Source organism: Leucothrix pacifica (assembly GCF_003172875.1).
Lineage (GTDB): Bacteria > Pseudomonadota > Gammaproteobacteria > Thiotrichales > Thiotrichaceae > Leucothrix > Leucothrix pacifica.
Genome location: NZ_QGKM01000094.1, coordinates 15,811 through 31,523, shown reverse-complemented (window position 1 = coordinate 31,523; position 15,713 = coordinate 15,811). Strand labels below are relative to the sequence as shown.

At 47.3% G+C, this 15,713-nt stretch carries 15 protein-coding genes; 14 read left to right on the top strand and 1 reads right to left on the bottom strand.

Annotation, left to right across the window (positions count from 1 at the left end; genetic code table 11):
- Positions 1-26 precede the first annotated feature (26 nt).
- The 14 genes from DKW60_RS21510 (at position 27) to DKW60_RS21445 (ending at position 14,786) form a co-directional block, all read left to right on the top strand.
- Entirely contained in the window at positions 27-257 is a 231-nt protein-coding gene (locus DKW60_RS21510) for a sulfurtransferase TusA family protein (RefSeq protein ID WP_109839724.1), read from the top strand.
- 59 nt (positions 258-316) lie between these two features.
- Positions 317-1,492 carry an 8-amino-7-oxononanoate synthase gene (bioF, locus tag DKW60_RS21505; RefSeq protein WP_109839723.1) on the top strand — a complete coding sequence of 392 codons (1,176 nt, stop codon included), beginning with the start codon at positions 317-319 and terminating at the stop codon, positions 1,490-1,492.
- A gap of 59 nt (positions 1,493-1,551) precedes the next feature.
- Entirely contained in the window at positions 1,552-1,959 is a 408-nt protein-coding gene (gene fur, locus DKW60_RS21500; protein WP_109839722.1) for a ferric iron uptake transcriptional regulator, read from the top strand.
- Entirely contained in the window at positions 1,959-3,428 is a 1,470-nt protein-coding gene (ubiD, locus tag DKW60_RS21495) for a 4-hydroxy-3-polyprenylbenzoate decarboxylase (RefSeq protein WP_109839721.1), read from the top strand. Before fur ends, ubiD begins: the two co-directional genes overlap by 1 nt.
- A 53-nt stretch (positions 3,429-3,481) precedes the next feature.
- Complete coding sequence (dacB, locus tag DKW60_RS21490; RefSeq protein WP_109839720.1) at positions 3,482-4,948, top strand: D-alanyl-D-alanine carboxypeptidase/D-alanyl-D-alanine endopeptidase; 1,467 nt, start codon at positions 3,482-3,484, stop codon at positions 4,946-4,948.
- A 39-nt stretch (positions 4,949-4,987) separates the two neighbouring features.
- The gene (locus tag DKW60_RS21485) at positions 4,988-6,013 is read left to right on the top strand and encodes a MotA/TolQ/ExbB proton channel family protein (RefSeq protein WP_181389841.1); all 1,026 of its coding nucleotides are present in this window, start codon (positions 4,988-4,990) and stop codon (positions 6,011-6,013) included.
- On the top strand, positions 6,003-6,617 hold the full coding sequence (locus DKW60_RS21480; protein WP_109839718.1) for a hypothetical protein: 615 nt from the start codon (positions 6,003-6,005) through the stop codon (positions 6,615-6,617). The genes DKW60_RS21485 and DKW60_RS21480 overlap by 11 nt, the downstream gene beginning before the upstream one ends.
- Positions 6,614-7,255 carry a hypothetical protein gene (locus DKW60_RS21475; RefSeq protein ID WP_109839717.1) on the top strand — a complete coding sequence of 214 codons (642 nt, stop codon included), beginning with the start codon at positions 6,614-6,616 and terminating at the stop codon, positions 7,253-7,255. Before DKW60_RS21480 ends, DKW60_RS21475 begins: the two co-directional genes overlap by 4 nt.
- Positions 7,256-7,463: 208 nt before the next feature.
- Positions 7,464-8,294: a precorrin-4 C(11)-methyltransferase gene (cobM, locus tag DKW60_RS21470; protein ID WP_109839716.1), complete on the top strand. Its 831-nt coding sequence runs from the start codon at positions 7,464-7,466 to the stop codon at positions 8,292-8,294.
- A gap of 208 nt (positions 8,295-8,502) precedes the next feature.
- Positions 8,503-9,585: a cobalamin biosynthesis protein CobW gene (gene cobW / locus DKW60_RS21465; RefSeq protein ID WP_109839715.1), complete on the top strand. Its 1,083-nt coding sequence runs from the start codon at positions 8,503-8,505 to the stop codon at positions 9,583-9,585.
- Positions 9,586-9,832: 247 nt separating this feature from the next.
- Positions 9,833-12,682, top strand: coding sequence for a DUF2339 domain-containing protein (locus DKW60_RS21460; protein WP_109839714.1), 2,850 nt, complete (start codon positions 9,833-9,835; stop codon positions 12,680-12,682).
- Positions 12,675-14,039, top strand: a complete 1,365-nt coding sequence (locus DKW60_RS21455) for a DUF3999 family protein (RefSeq protein ID WP_181389840.1) — start codon at positions 12,675-12,677, stop codon at positions 14,037-14,039. The genes DKW60_RS21460 and DKW60_RS21455 overlap by 8 nt, the downstream gene beginning before the upstream one ends.
- Positions 14,040-14,131: 92 nt before the next feature.
- A complete protein-coding gene (locus DKW60_RS21450; RefSeq protein WP_109839712.1) occupies positions 14,132-14,431 on the top strand; it encodes a toxin-antitoxin system TumE family protein in 300 nt (99 codons plus the stop codon).
- The gene (locus DKW60_RS21445; protein WP_181389839.1) at positions 14,418-14,786 is read left to right on the top strand and encodes an HVO_A0114 family putative DNA-binding protein; all 369 of its coding nucleotides are present in this window, start codon (positions 14,418-14,420) and stop codon (positions 14,784-14,786) included. The genes DKW60_RS21450 and DKW60_RS21445 overlap by 14 nt, the downstream gene beginning before the upstream one ends.
- A 24-nt stretch (positions 14,787-14,810) precedes the next feature.
- Here the strand turns inward: DKW60_RS21445 and DKW60_RS21440 are convergent, their stop codons facing one another.
- On the bottom strand, positions 14,811-15,614 hold the full coding sequence (locus DKW60_RS21440) for an EAL domain-containing protein (protein WP_109839711.1): 804 nt from the start codon (positions 15,612-15,614) through the stop codon (positions 14,811-14,813).
- Between the last annotated feature and the right edge of the window lie 99 nt (positions 15,615-15,713).

The following is a 15,713-nucleotide window of genomic DNA, read 5'->3' as shown; positions in this document are numbered from 1 at the left end:
ACTGGGATGCGTTCATATAGAGGAAAATGAGCGAATTTAATCAAGAACTGGATGCAACTGGTTTGAATTGCCCGCTACCGATTTTGCGTTGCAAAAAAGCAATGAACGGCATGGAAGTAGGCGAAGTCATTAAAGTGATTGCAACAGACCCCGGTGCGGTTAAAGACTTCGAAGCTTACTGCAACCAGACAGGTCACGAACTATTAAGTAGTGGTGAAGAGGACGGCAAGTTCGCCTTCCTGATCAAGAAAAACTAAGGTCACATTTGCTGCATAAAGGCACCTTCGGGTGCCTTTTTTGTTTGTATAATGCAGCGATGAAAAAAGACTTCAAACACATCCGCAATTTTCTCGCCCAACAGCAGCAGCGGTATCTCTATCGCTCACCACGTCTAAACCACTCCCCTCAACAACCTGATATGGTGATTGATGGCGAAAAGATCCTAACCTTCTGCAGCAATGATTATTTAGGACTGGCCAACCACCCCGAGTTGATTCAAGCATTTCAGCAAGCGGCGGCAAACTATGGTGTTGGCAGTGGCGCTGCACACCTCATCAATGGCCACAACATTGAACACCAACGTTTAGAGGAAGCATTAGCCGCATTCACAGGTCGCGAGCGTGCACTATTGTTTTCGACAGGCTACATGGCCAACCTCGGCGCAATTGGCGCACTGACCAGCAAAGGCGAAAGTCTCTATCAAGACCGCCTGAACCACGCTTCTTTAATGGATGCAGGACGCCTGAGTGATGCCAAAATGTGGCGTTACCAACATTCAGATATGAACAATTTGCAACAGCGTATTGCCCGAAGTACTGATACGGCTAGTATGATCGTAACCGATGGCGTGTTCAGTATGGATGGTGACTGTGCCAATCTCAAAGAGCTCGCTAATATAGCAACTGAGCACCAAAGCTGGTTAATGGTCGATGACGCACATGGCTTTGGTGTACTAGGCGAAACAGGTGCTGGACTGGTCGAGCAAGAAGGCTTAAGCAGTGATGATGTCCCTGTACTAATAGCCACTCTGGGCAAAGGCGCAGGTACTGCTGGCGCATTTATAGCCGGTGATCACGATTTAATTGAATTCCTGATACAATCAGCACGCACCTATATTTTTACAACCGCAATGCCGCCCGCAATCGCGGCCGCTGGCTGTAAAAGTCTGGAGTTAATGCAGAAAGAGACCTGGCGACGTAACCATCTGCAACAATTGATAACGCAGTTTAAACAAGGTGCAGATCAATTAGGCCTACCGATGATGCCATCTGACACCGCGATTCAACCCATATTAGTTGGTGGAAGTGACAAGGCACTTTGCTACAGTCAGCAGTTATTATCGCAGGGGATTTTGGTCACGGCGATCCGCCCGCCAACCGTGCCTGCCGGAGAAGCACGCTTACGTATCACGCTCTCGGCAGCTCACACAACACAACACGTAGAGCAACTACTCTCAGCACTGGGGAAACTCAATTTTAGCACTGAGAAATAAGGAAGATTGTGCTTACAGTCTCGCTGAGGCACACTCGCAGCAATCACACAGGAGTTATCATGGGCACCGATGAAATTAAGCTGGCAGGACTCAAAGTCACCCTGCCAAGAACCAGAATTCTACAAATTTTGGAAACCAGTAAAACCCGTCATATGAGCGCGGAAGATGTGTATCGTGAACTTCTCACCGATAATGACAGCAATATTGCGCTGGCGACGGTATACCGTGTACTGACGCAGTTTGAAGCAGCAGGCTTAGTGATTCGTCACAATTTCGAAGGTGGCCAGGCGGTATTTGAGCTTGATAATGGTGAGCATCATGACCATATGGTCTGCCTCAAAACAGGCAAAATCGTCGAGTTTCATGATGAAATTATCGAACAACGTCAACGTGAAATCGCAGAAGAACATGGCTTTGAATTAGCTGACCACAGCTTGATTCTTTACGGTGAGTTTAAAGGAAACTAATGAAATACCACGATCTCAGAGATTTCATTGCGCAACTCGAAGCGCAGGGTGAGTTAATACGAATTACTGCCGAAGTTGACCCTTATCTGGAAATGACCGAAATCTCTGACCGGGTGTTGCGCGCCGGTGGCCCAGCACTGCTTTTTGAGACCCCCAAAGGTTACGAGACACCGGTGCTGACCAATTTATTTGGAACGCCTAAGCGTGTAGCGATGGGTATGGGCGAGGACAGCGTGGATGCACTGCGCGGCGTAGGTCAGTTATTGGCCATGCTCAAAGAGCCGGAGCCACCTAAAGGCTTTCGGGATGCGCTAAACCTGATTCCTAAGTACCGCAAAGTGCTGGATATGGCACCAAAGAAAATCAGCAAGCCTGCATGTCAGGCGCACGTTATTGAAGGCGATGCTGTTGATCTTGGTAAAATTCCGGTGCAACACTGTTGGCCGGGGGATGCCGCACCACTGATTACCTGGGGCTTAGTGATCACCAAGGGCCCGCACAAAAAACGTCAGAACCTCGGTATCTACCGCCAACAAGTCATCGGTAAAAACCGCGTCATTATGCGCTGGCTGTCGCATCGCGGTGGTGCACTGGACTTTTTGGAGTGGAAAAAAGAACACCCCGGCGAGCCATTCCCTGTCACCGTGGCACTCGGCGCTGATCCCGCGACCATCTTAGGAGCAGTCACACCTGTTCCGGACACCTTATCTGAATACGCATTTGCTGGTTTATTACGGGGATCACGGACTGAATTAGCTCAATGTATTGGCAATGACCTGCAAGTTCCGGCATCAGCTGAATTTGTATTAGAAGGCCATATTCATCCCGACGATATGGCACCCGAAGGACCGTTCGGCGACCATACCGGCTACTATAATGAGGTAGATAGCTTCCCCGTCTTTACCGTTGATCGGATAACTCACCGAAATCAGCCGATTTATCACAGTACCTATACTGGCCGACCACCGGATGAGCCAGCTATCCTCGGTGTTGCGCTAAATGAGGTATTCGTACCCATTTTGCAGAAGCAATTTCCGGAGATTGTCGACTTCTATTTACCGCCAGAGGGCTGTTCCTACAGGATGGCCATCGTGAGCATGAAGAAACAATACCCCGGTCATGCCAAACGTGTGATGATGGGAGTATGGTCGTTTTTGCGCCAGTTTATGTATACCAAGTTCGTTATTGTGGTAGATGATGATATAAATACGAGAGATTGGCAGGATGTGATCTGGGCAATGACTACCCGAATGGACCCGGCACGTGATACACTTATGGTTGAAAACACTCCGATAGACTATCTTGACTTCGCATCTCCCGTTTCAGGACTGGGGTCAAAAATGGGGCTTGATGCAACAAATAAGTGGGAGGGGGAAACTACCCGCGAATGGGGCGAGCCAATAACAATGGATCAGGACGTTAAAGCACGGGTCGATGAGATCTGGGACAGTCTTGGCATCAACCGTTAATGGCAATCTAGCAATACAATAAAAATAATAAACCCGAATAAGGTATAGATTTAATGAAAATAAGGGCGAATTTAAAAAAATTAATGTGTGCGGCAGTCGTCGCATTACCGTTACTATCCACTGTCACTCAGGCTGCTGAGCCAATCTACCCGAACCTACCCGCTGAGATTCAGAACCGTCTGAAGTCCTCTGGCATGTCAACGTGGGGAATGAGTGCGTATGTTCAGGCGATTGGTTCTCCAAGGCCACTGATCTCTCATAATGCACAGGTCGCACGCAATCCCGCCTCGGTGATGAAGCTGCTTACCTCGTACGTTGCATTAGGTACATTGGGACCAAACTACCGCTGGCCGATAGAGATTACCACTAACGGTAGTCTGCAAGGCGGTGTACTGTCGGGCAATGTTTATATCAAAGGATACGGAGCACCGGACTTTGATACGAAAGCATTGCGTGAAATGCTCAATCAGCTGAGACGAAAGGGTATCCATACCATTCAGGGGCGTTTGATCTTTGATGACACCTTTTTTAACGGGCCGAAAATTGATCCCGGTGCGTTTGATGGCAAGCCTTACAGCTCTTACAATGCACAGCCTGATGCGCTCATGTTTAACGAGCGTCGCAGTCAGTTTACCGCAGCCCGTAAAGGCAACCGCATCAGCGTGACTACCTCAACACCGGCACATAACCTGCGCATTGTGAATAAAATTAAGCGCGCGAAGCGTAGCTGCCGCGTTAGCACTAGTGTTAAGCGCGGACGTGGTGATGCCGTCACTATCACATTCAGTGGTTATTTAGCGCGTCGTTGCCGCAACCGTGGTTTCACCATGGCAGTGACTGATCCGGCCAACACCATGTATTCGGCAATAAAAAAGATCTGGACTAAGGAACTAAAAGGCCGCTTTAACGCTCAGTTTATGGTGGGAGCGACACCTGCCAATGTCCGTATGATCCACACGCACTATTCAAAAAGCCTTGCTGAACTTCTGCCAACCGTGGTGAAAGACAGTAATAACGTAATGGCGCGACAGTTAATGCGTTCGATTGGTGCAAAGCGTTTTGGCGCTCCTGGTACACCGAAGAAAGGCGCAGAAGCGATTGATGATTATTTACGTAAGCAGGGCCTGAATTTCCCTGAGCTACGTATAGAGAATGGTTCGGGCCTAAGCCGTTACGCCAGAATCAGCACAGAAAATATCTCGCACTTGCTGAGTAAAGCCTATTACGGCCCACACAGTGATGTCTGGTTACGCTCAATGGCCGTTGCGGGGGTTGATGGCACCATGAAAGGACGTTTACGTACCTCAGCAGTCCGTGGTCGTGGCTTCTTTAAGACAGGGACTCTGCGTGACGTACGCGGTATCGCAGGGTATGTCAATGCAGCCGATGGACGAACGTATGTTGTCTCAATTTTGCACAATGACCCGAGAGCGAGAAGTCGTGGCAGAAAAATTCACGATAACTTTATCGAGTGGGTTTTCTGGGGTAAAGACGGACAACAAATAGCGGCTGGATACTAAGCACAGCACGCACTCAATATAATGGAAAGAGAATCAACAGTGACTCAAGAACCTGTATCCAGAGTATCGCCATTGGCGGTCACGACGACACGCCAGTATCCAATTGAACAGGCGTTTTTCCAACCCTTAGTGCTCTCGGCAATATTAATTTTATTGCCGGCACTGGCGGTACAGTTTGTGATGGATATGGATACGCTGCCACGTATCCTTAAAATCCTCATCGGCAACTGGATCTCACCCTTAATATTGTGGTTTTTCGTTGCTAGTCTGGCACACCTCTGGATGAAGCGTGGCAAGCTGATTCGCGAAGAACGCCAAAGCGAAGTCGTCGCCAAACACGCGCTGCCAGCGGTACTCAACAGCTCGGTACCAGGTGTTGATAACAATCTGCTATGGACCTCCGTGCGTCAGCAAGTGCCAAGCAGCAAAGTCCCTAGTGACAACCTGTTGCTCACCCGTTTGCGCTTATACCTCGGTCAAAAGCACCCCAGCAGTGATGTGGACGAAGCCTTCGGTATTACCGAGCGTGAGTATATGCGCGGCTCTTTTTCCTTATCCCGCTTCATGGTCTGGGCAATTCCGATTCTCGGCTTTATCGGCACAGTATGGGGAATCAGTAATGGTATCGCGCACTTCTCAGACGCCATGACATCAACCAGCTCAGTGACAGATGTTTCATCAATGCTGAAGGACAACCTGCCACTGGTGACTAACTCATTGGCGACCGCCTTTGATACGACCCTGCTGGCATTGTTACTCAGCGTGCCGCTCATGATGACCATGATTTGGCTAGAGAAACGCGAGGAAGCCTATCTGATCCAATTGGATCAACAATGGTTTCATGAGATCAAACCTCGATTAGAAACTTTCTCAGGTCACACCGCAGCCACTGCAATGAGTGCAAATGGTGAGACTGCTGCTCCCGGAATGGCACCTGTTCAATCCGTTGCAAATGAAATCAAGTTACTAAGTACGCAAGTCGGTGCGCTTCAGGAAACCATGGAAGATCTGTACGAGATGATCTTTGAATCACGTTTGAGCGATTACAAGAAACATGGCAAATAGGGCCAGCCGTTACGCCCGTTACCTGCCACAGGAAAAACTGGAAATAAGTCTGTTTCCGTTTCTGAGTATTTTCCTGTGCGTGATGGGCGTATTGTCTTTTATCAATATACTGAGCAGCGTCTCTGCCCCTCAGAAGATTCAGCTGACAATGGAGCTGGAACAAGGCTATAAAGTCGCGTTTCAGATCTTCACGCTGCCGGATGGCATGATCGTATTACCGCCGGTTAATCGCCTGCAGGAACTACAGAAGGTTGTCAGCGATCAAGACAAAGCAGAACTGGCTTTTATTATTCTGAATCGTCAACGCCTGATTGATCAGGTGATGGCCTCACAAGCGAACCCTGCCAATAGCGCACGCGCTCCAGACACTGAAGACGTGTTGGAGTGGATGTACGAAATACGCAAAATCAACGAGATGGCATTACAGGCTAACTTCCTCTACGAAGAATTTGTCTTGTTTGGTGTTTACCCCAACGGTGGGCAGGCTTACCAGAAAGTTCGTTCGGTGATGAGTAACTCCATTGACGCACAAAACATCAGCGTCGGACTTGAACCGCTGGATGCCAACTGGTCATTGAGTCTGCACAATCAGGGGGCGAAATGAAGAATCTAATCAATGTAGATTCGCTGACTGACATCGTCTCTAACTCGGTTGGTATTCTGATTATTTTTGCCGTGATCAATCTGATTCACGACAACAATAAAACCTACGAGTTGGAAATTCCCATTGAGCATGAAACCGATCTGAGACCGGCTTACATCATTAGTAAAGATGATCGCTTACTGCTACTTGATACTGAGCAAGTCTTTGAGAATGCCGCCCAGCAAGCCAGTAATGGCGCCTCTGCAGGCAAACGTATCTTTGAGTTAGGTTATGAAGGTTTGTTTGCGCAACTTGATCAGGACAAAGGGATTTCTTTTCATGCCCGCGTGACGGACAACTGGCCCAAGTTCACTGAGCTTTCCAAAAACGGTAGTGACCTTCAAAAACAACTTGATAGCATCGATCCTAACCAATATTTCGCCTACTTCTTTGTATACGATGAAACCAGTCTTGGCAGCACCGCCGGAAGTGGTTATGAAAGCTTTAGAACCGCACGCAACTACCTGAAAGCTCGCCGCATAAAATCAGGCTGGCAGCCGGTAAACTCTGAGTTTCCACCGAGCATTTGTGACCTTAGCTTTAGCAGTAACTGCCGTTACTTGCCCTCTTTCCTTGCCTCTGACACCGGTTCGCCTTAAAAAATACCGCCCCTTCGGATAGCCATAAGTATTCCTTGTCTTCTGGCGGTATGCCACCATTCTGATTTACACTATAGCGCCTCAGTGGTTAGGTGCTAAATCAATGTCATTGTCGAGCACCCGTAAGCAATCGCTGTAGTGTCGCTTCTGCAAATACCCCTCGCAGCAGCGGTCTGGCGCCAATAACGGCAAGGTTAAAGGAAGATTGATGAAAGTTTATTTTATTGGCGCAGGCCCGGGTGATCCGGAACTGATTACTGTCAAAGCGCAGCGCATTATGAAAGATTGCCCTGTGGTTTTGTATGCGGGCTCATTAGTGCCGCGTGAAATTCTGGCCGACGTTGAAGACTCTGCTGCACTCATTAAAGACACTGCCCACATGGACTTAGATGAGATCATGGTGGATATCGAAGCGGCACACGCCGCTGGACAAAATGTGGCACGTGTTCACTCCGGTGACCCCATGTTATACGGTGCAATTGGTGAGCAGATCCGCCGATTAGAACAACAAGGCATCGACTATGAAATCATTCCGGGTGTAACGGCAGTCTCAGCTTCAGCGGCATGGCTAGGTAAAGAACTGACGCTTTCTGGTGTATCGCAAACCATCATCCTGACGCGCTTTAGTATTAAAACGCCCTTCCCTGAACGTGAGCAATTACCGGCATTGGCACAAAGTCGTGCGACGCTGGCGATTCATCTGGGTGTCACGCACATTCATAAAATCGTCGAAGAACTGATTCCACATTATGGTGAGGACTGCCCGGTTGCCGTGTGCTATCGCACCTCATGGCCAGAGCAAGATAAGGTCACGGGAACACTCAGTGATATCACGGCCAAAGTGCGTGCTAAGAAATTCACGCGTACTTGTTTGATATTGGTTGGTCATGTGTTGGCAACCGATGAGTTTAATGACTCTTATCTTTATGACACTGATCAGGCGCATGTTTATCGCCCGAAAAATAAGGCCAAACAACCTAAAGAAATCGTGCGTGGGGTGATTGATACATTGCCGCGAGCAGATGATTTTAATACTTGATACATCGTGGCGGGCTTGAAGGTATTAACTTAGCTTGCCCTCAAGCTTCGCTTGAAAACGCGGCGCGAAGTTAATCCCTGCAAACCCTTCAACCGGCAATGTATCTACTTAATTATAAGGGTGGCGGTGAGATGACCAGACTGAGCTCTTACACCATAGACTGAAAAGTGAGTGGCAATTTGCCTCGAACTACAAAAAGGACAGAAATATGCAACTAGATAAAATACCAGCAACGATTGTTACCGGCTTTTTGGGCAGCGGTAAAACCACCCTACTTTCAAATGTGCTTAAGCAGGCTGCAGGCAAGCGTATCGCTGTGATTGTGAATGAGTTTGGTGAGTTGGATATTGATGCGGATTTACTGCGTAGTTGCCCACTGGACTGTGAGGAAGATGAAGCCGCTGAGGTGGTTGCTGGCGATGATAACGGTATTTATGAACTCGCCAATGGTTGTATTTGCTGCACGGTTGAAGAAGAGTTTTTACCGGTAATGCAGCAGTTGGTAGAGCGTCGTGATGAGATCGATCATATCCTGATTGAAACCAGCGGATTGGCTCTGCCTAAGCCGTTGGTACAAGCGTTTAACTGGCCTGAGATCAAACAGCATTGCACGGTTGATGCGGTGATTACAGTGATTGATGGCCCTGCAGTTGCGGCGGGTCGTTTTGCGAATAATGAAGAGCAGGTTCAGGCGCAGCGTATGGCTGATGAGAGTCTGGATCATGACCCTAGCTTGCAGGAGCTGCTGGATGATCAGCTTAGCGCGGCTGATCTGGTGATCGTAAGTAAGAATGACTTGCTGGATGATACTGAACGTACACGTGTTGAAGCTGCTGTAACCGCTAAAGTGCCTGAATCAGTGAAAGTCACTTATGTCAGCGATGGCGAGATCGCCAGTGATATGTTGATGGGGGTTGATGCAGCTGCTGAAGATCATATTGACCATGTGCATAACCATCATGACCATCACCATGATCACGGCCACCACCACGAACACGCGCATGATCACTTTGATTCGTTTGTGATTAAGCTGGGTGAAGTCGACAGCGATAAATTGCAGGCGACGCTGAAGCAGTTATTGGCGCAGTACAATATCTTCCGCGCGAAAGGCTTTGCCGCGTTGCCGGGTAAGCCAATGCGTCAGGTGTTACAAGCAGTTGGTGAGCGTTTGGATACGCATTTTGATCGCCTATGGGCAGCAGATGAGGCTCGCGGGACGAATCTGGTGTTTATCGGGAAAGACATTGAGAAGGAGATTATTGAAGCGGCACTACAGGAAGCAGTCGTTTAATCCGGATATTGAGCCTGTAAATCTAACCGTTTACAATGACGTTCTTGGCGATCAAAAATCAAGCGGTCATAAAAATTGTCGGTCACCAGTCCAACTGATTGGTGACCACAATGACTGAGGCTAAAAACTTAAAAAGCAGCAAAAAATAATACCTTTAGTCCTGAATATCTCCATTTATCATTCAATCCAACCATTATAGTGTACTCCTCACTATACTCCGGATATACAAATCGTTCGGGACGGAGTCATGGTTATCTTTATTGTTTTTATTCTCATCGGAGCATTCCTAGGTGCTGCCGGAGGAGAGATGTTAATAGGTGCAGCCGTCGGCTTGCTGTTAGCTTGGGTTAACCAACTCTCAGGAAAAATCAGTAATCTAGAAAGCCAACTGAAGCACCAGATGCAGCTGTTAGCAGATCAGTCCCCCACTCTGTCTGCCACCGCCCAATCTGATGTCACCTCAGACACGCAAAGCCACTCACGACAAACAGATTGGTTAGACGAAAAAGCCGATGCTCAAACTTTACAACTGGACTCCTCACCGGAAGCTATTACGCTAGCCGAACCAAATCCACCAAGCGAAAGCGAAGCAACGACGTCTAAACCTAACAATCCACGCACAACATTTTCCAAAAGCACCAAGAAACATACCCCGAAAAAGCCCGCAGAACCATCCATCGTCAGCAAAGCCATCGGTATGGCAAAAGACTGGTTTATTGGTGGTAATCCATTTGTGCGTGCAGGTATCGTATTGCTCTTTATCGGTGTGGTATTCCTACTGCGCTACTCACTGGAAAGAGACCTTATTCCGGTCGAACTACGTCTGGCAGGTGCTGCTGCAACCGCACTAGTCTTACTATTTTTCGGATGGCGCTTACGAGAACGAGCCGGTGCCTATGGTTTGATATTACAAGCCGGCGGTATTGGATTGCTCTATCTCACCGTATTTGGCGCGTTTAGTTTATATCAGCTAATCCCATCTACCATCGCCTTTGGTTTACTCGTTATCGTGGTTATCGCAGGCGTTATCTTGGCGGTACTGCAAAACAGCCTGTCACTGGCCATGTTTGCAACTGCCGGTGGTTTTCTGGCACCTCTACTGACCTCAACAGGCAGTAATAACTACATCGGTTTATTCAGCTTTTACGCGCTACTCAACCTCGGGATCGTGACTATCGCCTGGTTTAAATCATGGCGTTCGCTCAACTTACTAGGCTTTGTATTTACCTTTGTGATTGCCAGTTTGTGGGGAATGGATTCTTATCAACCCGCATTCTTTTCAACCACCGAGCCATTCCTGATTCTGTTCTTCCTGATTTATGTGATTATCGCGGTGCTATTTGCCATACGCACACCCGTTGACTTCAAGGATAAAGTCGACAGTACATTAGTCTTTGGCGTCCCCATTATTGGCTTTGCCATGCAGGTAGCGTTGGTACAAGACTTTGAATACGGTGTCGCCATCAGTGCCTTAGTCTTGGGCGTCTTCTATCTGTTACTGAGCAGAGGACTCTGGAAACGCTACGGCAAACCACAGAAGTTACTCGCTGAAACGTTCTTGTCTCTGGGTGTGATCTTTGCCACCTTATCCGTCCCCTTCGCCGTCGATGGCGCACTGACTGCTGCGACTTGGGCAATCGAGGGGGTTGGAATCTTGTGGGTGAGCATTCGCCAGCAACAATGGGTACGGCGCGCTTTTGCAGTCTTCCTGCACTTTGCCGCATTGGGAGCCTTGATCTATCAAGCAGTATTCAACTCATTCTACGGAGTTGAAGCCGGCCCATTTACCAATGGCGAATTCATCGCCCTCATGCTGATCACTGTGTCTATGCTGGTTTGTAGTCACCTTTTATCCAAAGATTTTGAAGGCAAACGACCTTATGAGAAGGCGCTATCTTCATCGCTATTTTTCATTCCGATCGGCTTACAGTGGATCGCCTTTGAATGGGAAATCGTCCGCTTTGATTTACTAGACTCAGTAATAACGTTACACCTTGTTTACGCGACTATTCTCAGCGCATTATTGATCATTTCAACACGCTTCAGAACGTGGAACTTAGTCCGCTATCTACTGCCTTTATCGCTGTTTATGGTAGGTATCGCGCTACTCAAACTGCTGGAAACTGGTGAATCGCTAACCTCAGGCGCTGGAATTTTCATGTGGCCATTAGCCATTATCAGCCTGTATGTTGCACTTTATTTGCACCAGAAAAAAGCCCGCTTTACTGAGTTATTAGGCACGCTACACACCGTCATGTTTTGGCTAGTCGCGGTCTTACTGACACACGAAGTCAGCCACTGGATGAGTGCAAAGCTAGACTTCCTAAATGGATGGTATCTCGCTAGTTTGCCATTGGTTTTCTTAGCTACCATCTGGATCATTTTACGCGTCAAAGTATGGCCGGTGGGAGAATACCGTCAACAACTGATCAATACCGTCGCGATACCATTTGCAGGACTTTGCGGACTCTGGGTTTTCGCATCACTAGCGTCACCGGGTAACTCTGACCCGTTGCCGTGGATACCACTGCTAAATCCACTTGATATCGTCATTGCACTAATTGGTCTAACGCTGCACCGACTATATCGTCAGCTAAATCCGACCGGACAAAAAGGGTCGTCAGAGCTAATGCGTTACGCCACGGTATTACTTATCTTTGTTGCGCTGAATATCACCATATTACGCATCCTGCACAACTACTACGGCTACGCATGGAGCTTCCCAAGCCTCTTGCAACAACCCGTTACACAAACCACTTTAGCCATCGTTTGGACACTGTTCGGAATGATTTTGGCATGGCGTGGTAACCGCACATTTAGCCGTAACTTGTGGTTCGCGGGTGCAGCCTTGTTAGCACTCGTCGTACTGAAATTGTTTATCGTAGATTTCGCCTCATCAGGCACGCTGGAACGAGTCATCTCTTTCCTCAGTGTTGGTGGACTGCTGTTATTCATTGGCTACTTAGCCCCCATGCCAAGCATATTAGACAGTGATAATGAAGACGCAACTAAGCCAGAAGATACTCTTGATGACAACACGAAAAAGACGGCTAAAACAGAAGCAGACAGCACAAAAGAGGAAGCATCGGATGTTTAAATCAACATTAACCTTAGTCGCTTGTTTATGGATAGGTTCGGCTTCCGTGGCGTCAGCCGATTCCGCGAGCAAGCAGACCGGAAGTGCGGACGATTACCACTTCAAAGCCACATTGACTGATGGCAACAGCTCACTCAGAAGCGTGCCGTTAACATGGCCGGTGATGTCTAATTTATTGCAAAAAGACCTGCAGGATTTACAGGTCTACAACGCAGATCAGCAAGCTGTGCCGTTTACCATTCGTGCGATGAGTGCCAATAAGCAAACTCAGAAACAGACCCGCACTCTCAATTTCTTCCCAACGGGTGACATTGAAAAGCTTGGCACTATTCTCAGGCAAGAAGCGGATGGGCAGCGTTATAAAACTGTGAAATTGATTCAGGCAGGACAACAATATCTGATTATTGATAACCCAACGATTGATGGCGACAAGGCACCACTACCTCTACAAAAACTCACACTAGACTGGGGTGAACTGGGGCATTGGATGCCAAAATCTCTCAAGGTTGAAACCAGTGATGACCTGACACAATGGCAGTCGGTCGCTATCGAACAGCTTCCGTATCGCCTGTCTGAGAATGGCGTGATATTGAAAAACCATGAGTTGCGCTTCAAACAATCAGTCAAAAAACGCTTCATTCGTTTGTCTGGTGCTGAGGACTTTGCACCACTACTCAAAGCCTTAAAACAGGTATCGGGTGATTACCAACGCGTCAGTGTGAGTCGCTCCTTAAACTGGAATAATGTTGATTTAAAAGCCACTGAAAATAGCCGTCAGTTTCTGTATGAAACGCCAGCTTCGCTATCTATCAAGCAGTGGCGTTTGGAAGGCTTAACCACTGACAGCGTATACAAAGGTCGCCTTTATACCCGTAGCACAGAACGCATGGGCAGCAAGCCCGATAACTGGTCCTTTAGCCAGAGCTTCTTGCAATACTCGATCCAAATGAATGATGATTTAGTCGCCTCACAAGCTAACACTGCACCTAATCGAGTGTCGCCGCAGGAATGGCGTATTGATTTGGAACAAGAAATTGCAGCAGATACTATACCCAAACTAGCACTGGCGTGGGAGCCTTTGGAATTAGTATTTGTCGCACAAGGAAAAGCACCGTTTGAAATTCGCTATGGCAGTCGGAACGCACAAGCAAAAACTCGTATGCAATTAGATCAACTTCTGAAAGCCACCACGCCTGAAGTCGTTGAAATTGCTTCGGTTGCTCAGCTCTCTGCGGTAGCAGAAAAGGACACGGGAAGTTCGTATAAGTATCTGCTTTGGGGTTTATTGGCGGCGGCTTTTTTGATGTTGCTGTATATGGCTAGGGGATTATTGAAGGAGATGAATTCGGCGGATTGATGTTCAAAGTTTAGTGATTATGATTTTAAACGGTGACTTATCACTAAAACCTTTAGTTGACCAAAAGCAATAAACGTTGTCATAATGTCAACATGGCAGCCAAACTAATATTCAAAAACAGAATCGTTTTCGATAGCGGACATATACAAGAAATGGTGATTTGGGGACTGCCAGAGTCTGTCGTTGGTAGCAGGCATCAATTCAAATACAGCTTGTTTTACGGAAGATCCGGTGAACGCATTATTGGCTATGATAACGAAAGACCCAAAGGCGATCACCGACACTACCGAACTGATGAGGAAGACTATACTTTCACAACTATAGAACAACTTATTAATGACTTTTTATCCGACGTAGAAGAAGAAAGGAGGCAAGACAATGCAAGTAAATAAACGCACATTAGAAATCAAAATTTTAAGTGAAGCAGACGCACAAAAAGCCGCCGCTACTCAATTCCTAGATGCATGGGAAAGTGCGGAATACTCTGGCGAATATCTTACATTTACCTCCCCTGCCAGTTTCTTTGAAGTCATTAACGCTCGTCGTTGGGAGTTAGTTGTCAAACTGCAAGCACTTGGTAAAACTAGTATTAGATCACTCGCTAAGCAAGTTGAACGTGATGTTCGACGGGTACATGATGATGTTAAGCTTTTAATGACACATGGAATTATTGAGCAAGATGACAACGGCGTTTGTGTGCCTTATGAAACGATACACGCTGACTTTACATTGAGTGCGGCTGCCTAATCAGGCTTTTCAACCGCTAAACGGTTAGCTCAAAGCCTCCTCCCCAGTGTACGATGCGAACACATCCTCCAACAACATTGGCTTTGAAATAGCATCACCTTGGCCATAATCAACACCCATCTTTTGTAACAAAGCGATGGCATTTTCATCATCAACACCGTTGGCAATGATTTCCAACTTCATTGAATGCCCGACCTGAGTGACAGATTCAACGATATTTCTAGCGATGCTATCACTCATCAAGTCTTGAGCATAAATGTCAGCGATTTTCAGACAGTCCACATCCAAGAATGTTAAGTACCCATAGGAACTTACACCTGTTCCAAATTGATCCAGAGTAAAACGACTCCCCAGCGCCTTCAGACTACTGATAAAATGAGAAGCTAGCGATACATCATTAACTGCCACGGATTCAGTAATTTCGAAACAGATCATCCGTGCATCTATGCCCGTGCGCTTCAGTTCTTCTAGTACAAAGTCACAGAACCCTTCGTCATCAAGAGTTTGTCCGGATAGATTGATCGCAAATAAGGGTGGATTATCCGTAGGCTTAAACAATGCAATGTGCTTAAACGCTTCTCGCACTACCCAACGATCAAGCTCCGGCATCATCTCAAAATATTCTGCCACGGGAACAAATTCATCTGATGAAAACACCTCTCCATCCTTCCCTAACATTTGTACCAACAACTCATAGTATCGATATGGTTGAGCAAATTTGTTTTTATTAAGTGCATGAATCGGCTGAGCAAGTAATTGAAAACCATTATTTCTTAATGCTCTGTTTAAGCCACGAAATACCTCTGTATTTCTGTCCCCCTGATCCATTTCAACACCTGTTCTGTGATAAGTTATAGTTTTCTATGCAAGGTTTGCCGGCGCTCTATACTTGGGCCTGCTACGTCCAACACAATGAATTGTCCTGCT

Bases quoted from the DNA above. Each gene is read 5' to 3' on its own strand.
- DKW60_RS21480 (WP_109839718.1), top strand. From the start codon at position 6,003: ATGGCAAATAGGGCCAGCCGTTACGCCCGTTACCTGCCACAGGAAAAA.
- DKW60_RS21440 (WP_109839711.1), bottom strand. From the start codon at position 15,614: ATGGATCAGGGGGACAGAAATACAGAGGTATTTCGTGGCTTAAACAGA.
- DKW60_RS21455 (WP_181389840.1), top strand. From the start codon at position 12,675: ATGTTTAAATCAACATTAACCTTAGTCGCTTGTTTATGGATAGGTTCG.
- fur (WP_109839722.1), top strand. From the start codon at position 1,552: ATGGGCACCGATGAAATTAAGCTGGCAGGACTCAAAGTCACCCTGCCA.
- DKW60_RS21450 (WP_109839712.1), top strand. From the start codon at position 14,132: ATGGCAGCCAAACTAATATTCAAAAACAGAATCGTTTTCGATAGCGGA.
- DKW60_RS21510 (WP_109839724.1), top strand. From the start codon at position 27: ATGAGCGAATTTAATCAAGAACTGGATGCAACTGGTTTGAATTGCCCG.
- dacB (WP_109839720.1), top strand. From the start codon at position 3,482: ATGAAAATAAGGGCGAATTTAAAAAAATTAATGTGTGCGGCAGTCGTC.
- ubiD (WP_109839721.1), top strand. From the start codon at position 1,959: ATGAAATACCACGATCTCAGAGATTTCATTGCGCAACTCGAAGCGCAG.
- cobW (WP_109839715.1), top strand. From the start codon at position 8,503: ATGCAACTAGATAAAATACCAGCAACGATTGTTACCGGCTTTTTGGGC.
- cobM (WP_109839716.1), top strand. From the start codon at position 7,464: ATGAAAGTTTATTTTATTGGCGCAGGCCCGGGTGATCCGGAACTGATT.
- DKW60_RS21475 (WP_109839717.1), top strand. From the start codon at position 6,614: ATGAAGAATCTAATCAATGTAGATTCGCTGACTGACATCGTCTCTAAC.
- DKW60_RS21460 (WP_109839714.1), top strand. From the start codon at position 9,833: ATGGTTATCTTTATTGTTTTTATTCTCATCGGAGCATTCCTAGGTGCT.
- bioF (WP_109839723.1), top strand. From the start codon at position 317: ATGAAAAAAGACTTCAAACACATCCGCAATTTTCTCGCCCAACAGCAG.
- DKW60_RS21445 (WP_181389839.1), top strand. From the start codon at position 14,418: ATGCAAGTAAATAAACGCACATTAGAAATCAAAATTTTAAGTGAAGCA.